9 protein-coding genes are annotated in these 9,932 nt (G+C 65.1%); 6 read left to right on the forward strand and 3 right to left on the reverse strand.

All coding sequences use genetic code 11. From position 1 onward, the window contains the following. Positions 1-134 precede the first annotated feature (134 nt). The 3 genes from RTQ46_RS23590 to kbl all read right to left on the reverse strand — a co-directional run bounded on the left by RTQ46_RS23590 (position 135) and on the right by kbl (position 3,832). Positions 135-1,523 (reverse strand): L-serine ammonia-lyase, encoded by a 1,389-nt coding sequence (locus tag RTQ46_RS23590; RefSeq protein ID WP_312440030.1) that lies wholly within the window; start codon positions 1,521-1,523, stop codon positions 135-137. An 80-nt stretch (positions 1,524-1,603) separates the two neighbouring features. Beyond that, positions 1,604-2,578: an NAD-dependent epimerase/dehydratase family protein gene (locus RTQ46_RS23595; RefSeq protein WP_312440031.1), complete on the reverse strand. Its 975-nt coding sequence runs from the start codon at positions 2,576-2,578 to the stop codon at positions 1,604-1,606. 21 nt (positions 2,579-2,599) lie between these two features. After that, positions 2,600-3,832 carry a glycine C-acetyltransferase gene (gene kbl / locus RTQ46_RS23600; RefSeq protein WP_312440032.1) on the reverse strand — a complete coding sequence of 411 codons (1,233 nt, stop codon included), beginning with the start codon at positions 3,830-3,832 and terminating at the stop codon, positions 2,600-2,602. 213 nt (positions 3,833-4,045) lie between these two features. On the opposite strand from kbl, the gene RTQ46_RS23605 reads away from it, so the two are divergent. The 6 genes from RTQ46_RS23605 (at position 4,046) to RTQ46_RS23630 (ending at position 9,811) form a co-directional block, all read left to right on the forward strand. Continuing rightward, entirely contained in the window at positions 4,046-4,621 is a 576-nt protein-coding gene (locus RTQ46_RS23605; RefSeq protein WP_312440033.1) for an XRE family transcriptional regulator, read from the forward strand. Positions 4,622-4,712: 91 nt separating this feature from the next. Continuing rightward, complete coding sequence (locus RTQ46_RS23610) at positions 4,713-5,639, forward strand: STM4015 family protein (RefSeq protein WP_312440034.1); 927 nt, start codon at positions 4,713-4,715, stop codon at positions 5,637-5,639. An 18-nt stretch (positions 5,640-5,657) separates the two neighbouring features. Next, positions 5,658-6,734: an STM4014 family protein gene (locus tag RTQ46_RS23615; RefSeq protein ID WP_312440068.1), complete on the forward strand. Its 1,077-nt coding sequence runs from the start codon at positions 5,658-5,660 to the stop codon at positions 6,732-6,734. Then, the gene (locus RTQ46_RS23620) at positions 6,727-7,566 is read left to right on the forward strand and encodes an STM4013/SEN3800 family hydrolase (protein WP_312440035.1); all 840 of its coding nucleotides are present in this window, start codon (positions 6,727-6,729) and stop codon (positions 7,564-7,566) included. The genes RTQ46_RS23615 and RTQ46_RS23620 overlap by 8 nt, the downstream gene beginning before the upstream one ends. After that, on the forward strand, positions 7,563-8,942 hold the full coding sequence (locus RTQ46_RS23625) for an STM4012 family radical SAM protein (RefSeq protein WP_312440036.1): 1,380 nt from the start codon (positions 7,563-7,565) through the stop codon (positions 8,940-8,942). Before RTQ46_RS23620 ends, RTQ46_RS23625 begins: the two co-directional genes overlap by 4 nt. Before the next feature lie 2 nt (positions 8,943-8,944). Further along, positions 8,945-9,811: an STM4011 family radical SAM protein gene (locus RTQ46_RS23630; protein ID WP_312440037.1), complete on the forward strand. Its 867-nt coding sequence runs from the start codon at positions 8,945-8,947 to the stop codon at positions 9,809-9,811. The last annotated feature ends 121 nt before the right edge of the window (positions 9,812-9,932 follow it).

Below are 9,932 nucleotides of genomic sequence, written 5' to 3' on the forward strand. Positions count from 1 at the left end.
GAAAAATATTTGATCCGACCTTGCACACCGCTTGACGGGGATAACAGTATCTACGCACAACGTTCATTCAATATCGCAGGTCGGCGCAGGTCGGGTTAGCGCTGCGCGCGTAATCCGACACCACCTCCGGCCCATCAACAAGCCGCGTGATTGACCGTGATGACATGCACCGCCAGGCCGCCCAGCGATGTTTCCTTGTACTTGTCCTGCATGTCCGCGCCCGTCTGGCGCATGGTTTCGATCACTTCGTCGAGGCTGACGAAGTGGGTGCCGTCGCCATTGAGCGCCAGCGAGGCGGCGGTAATGGCTTTCACCGCGCCCATGCCGTTGCGCTCGATGCACGGGATCTGCACCAGGCCTCCGATCGGGTCGCACGTCATGCCCAGGTGGTGTTCGATGCCGATTTCGGCCGCGTTCTCGATCTGTTCATTCGTGCCGCCCAGCGCCGCCACCAGGCCGGCCGCCGCCATCGCGCAGGCCACGCCCACTTCGCCCTGGCAGCCCACTTCCGCGCCCGAGATCGAGGCATTGCGCTTGCACAGCATGCCGATCGCGGCGGCCGTCAGCATGAAGCGGCGCACGCCGCCGACCGGATCGCTGGGACGGCAATCCTGCGCGTAGTAGCGCAGCACGGCGGGGATAATGCCGGCCGCGCCATTGGTCGGCGCCGTCACCACGCGCCCGCCCGCCGCGTTTTCCTCGTTGACAGCCATCGCATACAGGCTGACCAGGTGCACGGCGTCGTGCGGCAGGTCATTGGCGCGGTTATCGGACGCTTTCGCATCCTGCGCCTGGCGCCACAGCTTGGCCGCGCGGCGCTTCACGTTCAGCCCACCGGGCAGGTTGCCGGTGGTGTCCAGGCCGTGCGCGATGCAGTCGCGCATCACGTGCCAGATGCGGTCCAGGCCCGCGTCCAGTTCCTCGCCGCTGCGCCGCACGCATTCGTTCGCGCGCAGCATCTCGGGGATCGACAGGCCGCTGGCCACGCCATGGGCCAGCAGCTGGTCCATCGTATCGAAGGCAAACACGGGCTGCGCGCCGGGCGCCGCTTCCACCGGCAGCTCCCCCGCTTCGCGGATAAAGCCGCCGCCGATCGAGTAATACACCTTGTCGACGCGGCTGCCGTCACGCAGCTTCAAGGTAAAGCGCATGCCGTTCGGATGCTCGGGCAAGGATTCGCTCTTGTGCCACAGCAGACCGGTGGCTGCCGTAAACGGCACCACATGCGTACCAAGCAAAGCGATTTCAGCGGCCGCTTCGATGGCGGCCAGCTTGCTGTCGACCTGGTCGGGCGCCACGTCCTGCGGCGTTTCGCCCATCAGGCCCAGGATCACCGCCTTGTCGGTGGCGTGGCCCACACCGGTCAGCGCCAGCGAGCCATACAGCGCCGCTTCCACGCCCACGACATTGGCAAGAGCGCCGTATTCGACCAAAAAACGCCGCGCCGCCACCATCGGCCCCACCGTGTGGGAACTCGACGGCCCGATGCCGATCTTGAACAGGTCAAATACGCTCATATCCATGCGGTGTCTCTTTATTGTTTTATCGATGTTCCATGTATCGGGTGTTGGTCGGAGTACGCCGCTGGCGCGGCTGATCCGACCTACGCGGCCTGCGCTGCTTTTCCGGACTGGCCAACGTCCACATTGGCCAGCATGTCGGCCACCATCTGCTCGACGCCGATCCTTGCGGCCCAGCCCCAGTCGGCATGCGCCGTGCTGTCGTCCAGGCTTTGCGGCCAGCTATCGGCAATCGCCTGGCGGCTGTCCGGCGTATAGGCGATCTTGAAGCCAGGGACGGCCTGCGCGATGGCGCCGGCCAGTTGTTCCGGATTGAACGACACGCCGGCCACGTTGTACGACGAGCGGATCTTGATCGATTCGGCCGGCGCGTCCATCAGTTCGATGGTGGCGCGGATCGCGTCGGGCATGTAGATCATCGGCAGCGTGGTGGCCGCATTCAGGAAGCAGTCATAGCGCTCGCCGCGCAGCGCCGCATGGAAGATCGCGATCGCATAATCGGTGGTGCCGCCGCCCGGAGGCGATTTGTAGCTGATGATGCCAGGGTAGCGGATGCTGCGCACGTCGACGCCGTATTTGGCGTGGTAGTACTCGCACAGGCGCTCGCCGGCCAGTTTGCTGATGCCGTACATCGAGGTCGGATCCATCACCGTCATCTGCGGCGTGTTCACCTGCGGCGTGTTCGGGCCGAAGGCGGCGATCGACGACGGCCAGAAGATGCGCAGCGGCTTGCCCGCCTCGCCGCGCTCGCGCGCCAGTTCCAGGATATTGAGCAGCCCATCCATGTTCAGGCTCCAGGCCTTCAGCGGCGCCGCTTCGCCGGTGGCCGACAGCATCGCCGCCAGCTGGTACACCTGGGTAATCTCTTCATCGGCGATGATCTTCGCCAGGCCGTCCTTGTCGAGCACATTCAGCTGCGCATAGCGCTTCGCGTCGTAGATGTTGTTTGTGCCGATATCGCTGGCGATGACGTTGTCCGCGCCGTGCTGCTGCGCCAGGGCGCCAACCAGTTCACTGCCGATCTGGCCGTTTGCGCCGATGACTAAAATGCGTTCCATGCTGTATTCCTAATCTTCTTGTTATTGATTGGTGGTGGTATTGGTGGCCTGGATCAGGCCGAGTTCCTTGCCGGCCTGTTCAAAAGCGGCCAGCACCGTCACCAGCTGCTCGCGGGTATGCGCGGCCGACAGCTGCACGCGCACGCGCGCCTGGCCCATCGGCACGACAGGATAGAAAAAGCCCGTTACCAGCACGCCCAGTTCATACAGGCGCGCGGCGAATTTCTGCGCCACCGGCGCGTCGAACAGCATCACGGGCACCACGGGATGGGTGCCCGGCTTGATGGTAAAGCCGATGCGCTCGATCTCGCTGCGGAAGAACGCCGTGTTCTCGTGCAGGCGGTCGCGCAGTTCGGTGGACTTGGCCAGGCGCTCGAGCACCGACAGCGACGCGCCGGCGATCGACGGCGCCAGCGTGTTCGAGAACAGATACGGGCGCGACTTCTGGCGCAGGGTGTCGATCACTTCCTTGCGCGCCGAGGTAAAGCCGCCCATCGCGCCGCCCAGCGCCTTGCCCAGGGTGCCCGTGATGATGTCGATGCGGCCCATCACGTTGTGGTGTTCGTGCGTGCCGCGGCCCGTCGCGCCCATAAAGCCGGAGGCATGGCATTCGTCGATCATCACCAGCGCGCCGTACTGGTCGGCCAGGTCGCAGATCTTGTCGAGCTGGGCGATGGTGCCGTCCATCGAGAACACGCCGTCGGTGACGATGACTTTATGGCGCTTGCCGGCGGCAACGGCCGCCTGCAGCTGCACTTCCAGGTCGGCCATGTCGTTATGCAGGTAGCGGTAGCGGCCGGCCTTGCACAGGCGGATGCCGTCGATGATCGAAGCGTGGTTGAGCGCATCCGAGATGATGGCGTCGCTTTCGTCGAACAGCGGCTCGAACACGCCGCCGTTGGCGTCGAAGGCGGCCGCGTACAGGATCGTGTCCTCGGTGCCCAGGAAGGACGAGATGGCCTGCTCCAGTTCCTTGTGCACGGTCTGCGTGCCGCAGATAAAGCGCACCGACGACAGCCCGTAGCCGTATTTTTCGGTGGCGGCGATCGACGCCTGCTGCGTCTGCAGGTCGCCCGACAGGCCCAGGTAATTGTTCGCGCACATATTGATCAGGGTGCGGCCATCGTCGCACACCACTTCAGCGCCCTGGCGCGAGGCGATCACGCGCTCGGGCTTGTACAGGCCCTGCTGGCGCAGTTGATCGAGGTTCTGTTGCAGACCGCTGAAAAAGGTGTTCTTCGCTTGCTCGCTCATGATGCTCCTTGGGTGTCCGTGTTGGGTTGCCGCCATGGGGAAAGGCCGTTGCTTGACCGGTACGCGCCATATGCTGTACCGTGAAGCGCTGTTCGGAATGCAGTGTACAGTTTAACGCTTTTCCTGAACCACTTCCGAAATCCACTATGTCGAACTGAAATTCAATATAGTGGATATTACCCAAGCCTATTGAACTTTGCAAGCCAACAGCCGATGAAAACCAGTGTTTCGACCAATTCTCCGCCCGAAGTGGGCGCCACCCTGCAACGGCTGCGCCTGGCGCGCGGCCTGACACTGGAGGATTTGTCGCGCATCGCGGGCGTCTCGAAGTCCATGCTGTCGCAGATCGAACGCGAAAAAGCCAATCCCACCATCGCCATTACCTGGCGCCTGGCCAATGCGCTGGGCGTGCAGATCGGCGAACTGCTGTCGAGCGCGGAAAAAGCCGTGGAAACCATCCGCGTCACCGACGCCCACGAAACCCCCACCCTGCCCGGCGACCATGCGGGTTATGTGCTGCGCATCCTGGGGCCGATGGAACTGGCCGGCAAATACGAGTGGTATGAGGTGACCCTGGCGCCGGGCGGCGAGCTGGCCTCGCAGCCGCACGACCCGGGCACCACCGAGCATTTGACCGTCATTCACGGCAACCTGGAACTGGAGGTGGGCGCCGCAAAGAAAAAGGTCAAGAATGGCGGCACGGCGCGCTATCCGGCCGACCAGCCGCATATCATCCGCAACCTGGGCAAGACCGAAGGCAAGGCTTTGCTGGTGGTCATCCACCGTTAGTTGCTTTCCAGCAGTGTGCAATATGCCCTTGCGTCCATGCTAAGCTTTCGGAATAGACAAGCTTTCCACTGCCTTTCATGGAGCCTTACCGATGACGATTTCCGAAAGCACCACCCTCTTCCACAAAAAAAAAGTCGTCCAGTACGATCCTGATATTGCGCTGCAGCCCGGGCAGGATATCGTCTACCGCCTGTCGCTCGAATACGACGACAAGCGCAAGATGCCGGAGCTGATCGCCGGCTTCCTGGAAAAGACCGACAAGAATGCGCTCGAAGCGCTGATCATCGGCATGTGGGGCGACCCGTATGAAGCGGGCGCCGACGAAGTGATCGCCGCGCTGGCCAGCCATGCGCCACAGTTGCCGAACCTGCGCGCGCTGTTTATCGGCGACATGACGTACGAAGAGTGCGAAATTTCGTGGATCGTGCAGGGCAGCTACAAGCCGCTGCTGGACGCCTTCCCGCAACTGGAAGAGCTGCGCATCCGCGGCGGCAATGAGCTCGTCATCGAGCCGTTCGCGCACCAGAACCTGCGCAAGTTCACCATCGAGTCCGGCGGCCTGGACCAGAAGATCGCCCAGGCACTGGCCGAATCGAGCATGCCCAAGCTGGAATACCTGGAACTGTGGCTGGGCACCGACGACTACGGCTTCTCCGGCGACGTGGCGCTGTATCAAAAAGTGCTGGCGCAGCTGGCCACGCCGACGCTGCGCTACCTGGGCCTGCGCGACGCGCAGATTGCCGACGAACTGGCCGTGTGGCTGGCCAACGAGCCGCTGCTGGCGACCGTCGAAACGCTGGACCTGTCGCTGGGCACCCTGGGCGATATCGGCGCCGAAGCACTGCTCAGTGGCACGCAACTGGGCAAGCTGAAGCGCATGGACCTGTCGCATCACTATATTTCCGAAGAAAACCAGGAAAAACTCAAGGCCCTGCCCTTCCCGGTCCGGCTGGACGACCCGCAGGAAGACGACGAGGATGACGATGAAGTCTACCGCTACGTCGCCGTCGGCGAATAAGATTCTCCCTTGCTTCCCATGATCCTGCTGGCCACCAACGGCAGCAAGCGCGTGCGCCTGCTGCAGGCGGCGCGCGCGCGATTGAAGCTGCCGCCGGCGCGGGTGCTCGAATGGCGCGACTGGCTGGCGCAGCCCGCGCTGCTCGGCACCGCGCTGGCGCAGCCCTGCCGCTTCAAGATCGAGCCACCCGGCGACGATCCTGCCGCGCATCTGCAATTGCTGCGCGACGGCTGTCGGCTGCAGGACCGCGCTCCCGTACGCCCACCCGCCCATGGCGAACTGCTGGCGATGGACAGCTGGTTTGCCGGTTTTGACGCCGCCATGGCGCGGCTGGCCGCGCAACTGGCAACGCTGCCGCAGGCGCGCGTGGTCAATCCACCGCGCGACATTGCTCTTATGACCGACAAACTGGCTTGCCAGCAGCACCTGGCCGCGCATGGCGTGGCGACACCCGCGCTGCTGGGACGCATCGATGGCTACGACCATCTGCAGTCGCTGCTGCGCTGGCACGATCTCGACCGCGTCTATCTGAAGCCGCGCTATGGCTCGTCCGCCTCGGGCGTGGTGGCGTACCGCAGGAACAAAGCCGGGCGCCAGCAGGCCACCACCTCGGCCAGCATGGCGCACGCTGGCGGCGAAACGCGGCTGTTCAATGTCAAGCGCATCGCGCGCCATGAAAACCCTGCCGATATCGCCGCGCTGGTCGACGCGCTGGCGGCGCAGCAACTGTATGCGGAACAATGGATCGACAAGCCGCGCATCGGCGACGGCCACTACGATCTGCGCGTGGTCGCCATCAACGGCCAGCCCGTGCACCGCGTGGCGCGCATGGGCAACCGCATGATGACCAATCTGCACCTCGACAACCAGCGCGGCGATCCTTCCACGCTGCTGAGCGAGCCTGACATGGCGGCGCTGGAAGCAGCCACCGGCCAGGCGGCGCTGGCCTTTCCCGCCAGCGGCGTCACCGGCTACGACCTGGTGGTGCGCCGTGGCCAGGCCCATGTGCTGGAAGCGAATGCGTTCGGCGACCTGCTGCCCGGTTTGCTGTGGCAGGAATTGGACACTTATGAAATGCAAATGCGCCATGCCTGAAGTCCCTATCCCCGACATGCACGCCATCGTGGGCAGCCACGATATCGTCTTCATCACGCTCGACACCCTGCGCCACGACGTGGCGCAGGCGCTGTTCGCGGCCGGCGAATTGCCGGTGCTGGCGCGTTTTTTGCCGGCCACCGGCTGGGAGCGGCGCCATTCACCGGCCACCTTTACCTATGCGGCGCACCAGGCCTTTTTTGCGGGTTTTCTGCCCACGCCGTCGGCGCCAGGCCGCCACCCGCGCCTGTTTGCCAGCGCTTTTGCGCGCAGCGAAACCACCTCGCCGCACACGTACACGTTCGAACAGGCGAGCCTGCCGGAAGCGCTGGCCGCGCGCGGCTACCGCACCATCTGCATCGGCGGCGTCGGTTTCTTCAATCAACAGACGGCGCTGGGCAGCGTGCTGCCGGCGCTGTTCCAGGAAAGCCACTGGAGCGCCGGCATGGGCGTGGCCGGACGCCATTCGACGGAAAAGCAGGTGGCGCTGGCGATGCAACTGCTGGCGGAAAACGCCCAGCGCACTTTTTTATTCATCAACGTCGCCGCGCTGCACACACCGAACCGCGCCTACCTGCCCGGCTGCCGCGCCGACAACCTCGACAGCCATGCGGCCGCGCTGCGCTATGTCGACGGTGCGCTGGCGCCGCTGTTTGCCGCCTGCGCCGCGCGCGCGCCGACCTTTGCCATCGTCTGCTCGGACCACGGCAGCGCCTATGGCGAAGATGGCTATCGCGGCCACCGCGTGGCGCACGACAGCGTCTGGAACGTGCCGTACGCGCATTTTTTTATTCCATCCTCACACCAGCATTCCCAGGGAGCCGCACCGTGAATCCATCCGAACAGCCAGGCACCCTGGCGCAGCGCATGCGCCACACGCCCTACCAGGCGTATTCGTATTCCTATCCGCACAAGGCAGCCTACCGTACCCTTGCGCAAGCGACGCCGCTGGCGCCGGTCTGGGCGCGGCAGGACCGCTCCGCCCTGTTCGCCTACATCCATATTCCGTTCTGCGAAATGCGCTGCGGCTTTTGCAATCTGTTCGCCATGGCGCGCCCCGGCGCGGACATGGTCGAGCGCTATGTGCAGCAGGTGCTGGTGCAGATGCGCGCGATGGACGGCGCCCTGGGCGAGCGGCGCTTTGCCCGCTTTGCGCTCGGCGGCGGCACGCCCACGTATCTGTCGGCGGCGCAGCTCGACACCCTGCTGTGCGGCGCGCGCGATATTCTCGGCATCGACCTGCAGACCACGCCGGCCGGCATCGAAGCCTCGCCCGAAACCATCACGGCGGAGCGGCTGGCCGTCTGCCGCACACACGGCATCGACCGCGTCAGCCTGGGCATCCAGAGCTTTGCCGCCGGCGAGATGCGCGCGCTGGCGCGGCCCCAGCAGAACTCCACCGTGCGCCAGGCCATCGCCCTGATCCGCGCGGCAGGCTTTCCCACGCTGAACCTGGACCTGATCTACGGCATTGCCGGCCAGACGGTGGCCAGCCTGCTGGCCTCGATCGACAGCGCGCTGGCGTTCCAGCCGGAAGAAATCTACCTGTATCCGCTGTACGTGCGCGAGCAGACGGGCCTGGGCAAGATCGCGCGCCGCAATGGCGCCGACACGCTCAACCCCATCATGCTGGCGCGCGACGGCGACAGCCGCCTGGCGCTGTATGCGGCCGCGCGCGACCATCTGCGCGCGCAAGGCTATGAGCAGGTATCGATGCGCATGTTCCGCGCGCCGCATGCGCCCGACGACGCCGGCCCGTCCTACTGCTGCCAAAACGACGGCATGGTGGGCCTGGGCGCCGGCGCCCGTTCGTACACGGCGCAGCTGCACTACTCGAGCGAATACGCGGTGGCGCGCACGGAGACCATCGGCATTATCGACAACTACCTGGCACTGGACGAAGCGCGCTTCGCGCAGGCCGAACACGGCTATCTGCTGGGCCAGGAAGACCAGCAGCGGCGCTATGTGATCCAGTCGCTGCTGACCGAGCCGGGCCTGGACCTGGACGCCTATGCGGCCCGTTTCGGCAGCGACTGCCTGGCGGACCTGCCGCAGCTGGCCGAGCTGTTTGCGCTGGAACTGGTCACGCAAAATGGACCGCTGCTGCGCCTGAATGACCGTGGCTACGCGTACGCCGACACCATCGGCCCGTGGCTGGCGTCGGATACCGTGCGCGCGCTGATGGCGGAAAGCGGCCAGGCGTGCTGACGGTGCAGCCAGATACCCTGTCGCTGCTGTACCGCGGCGCGCTGTCGAGCTGCAACTACGCCTGCGCCTACTGCCCGTTCGCCAAGAAGCGGGACAGCCGCGCCGTGCTGGCGCGCGATGCGCGCGAAGTGGCCCGCTTCACGGGCTGGGTCGCGGAACAAGCGCGCCCGATCAGCGTGCTGTTTACGCCGTGGGGCGAAGCGCTGGTGCGGCGCCATTACCGCAGCGCCATGCAGGCGCTGGCGGCCCTGCCCCACGTGCGGCAGGTGGCGCTGCAGACCAATCTCGCAGGTCCCCTGGGCTGGCTGGACGGCATGCGGGGACGGAAAAAAATCGGCCTGTGGTGCACCTATCACCCGGGCCAGACGACAATTGCGCGCTTTGTCGAACGCTGCAAACGGCTCGACGCCATGGGCGTGCGCCATTCGGTCGGGGTGGTGGCCATGCACGAGCACTACGAGGCGATTCGGGCGCTGCGCGCGGCGCTGCCCGAGCACGTGTATCTGTGGCTGAACGCGTATGACCGGCGCGGTCCCGGCTACTACACGGCAGAGGACCTGGCCTGGCTGGACGCCATCGATCCATGGTTCCTGCAGAACCGCCGGCCGGTGCCGTCGCGCGGCAAGGGCTGTTTCGCCGGCGAGACGTCGCTGTCGATCGACGGCGACGGCGAACTGGCGCGCTGCCATTTCCTGGCGCAGCGGCTGGGGAATTTATATACGGATGATCTGGCCGAGATCCTGCAGGAGCGCAGCTGCCCGCGCTTCAAGTGCGACTGCTATATCGGCTATGCGCAGCGCAAGGATTTGCCGTTTCAGACGGTGTTCGGGGAAGGTGTACTGGCCAGGATTGCGGCCGTTCGATCGTAGGTCGGCTTGGCGCGCAAGCCGACGCCACCAGCAGCGTCAATCAACGCCAACAATGTTGTCGGATTACGGCCTGCGGCCTAATCCGACCTACGATCCTATGCGCAGCGCAAGTGACCGCAGG

Origin of the sequence: Janthinobacterium sp., from assembly GCF_031995485.1 — a bacterium.
In the GTDB taxonomy this organism is placed as follows: domain Bacteria; phylum Pseudomonadota; class Gammaproteobacteria; order Burkholderiales; family Burkholderiaceae_D; genus Janthinobacterium.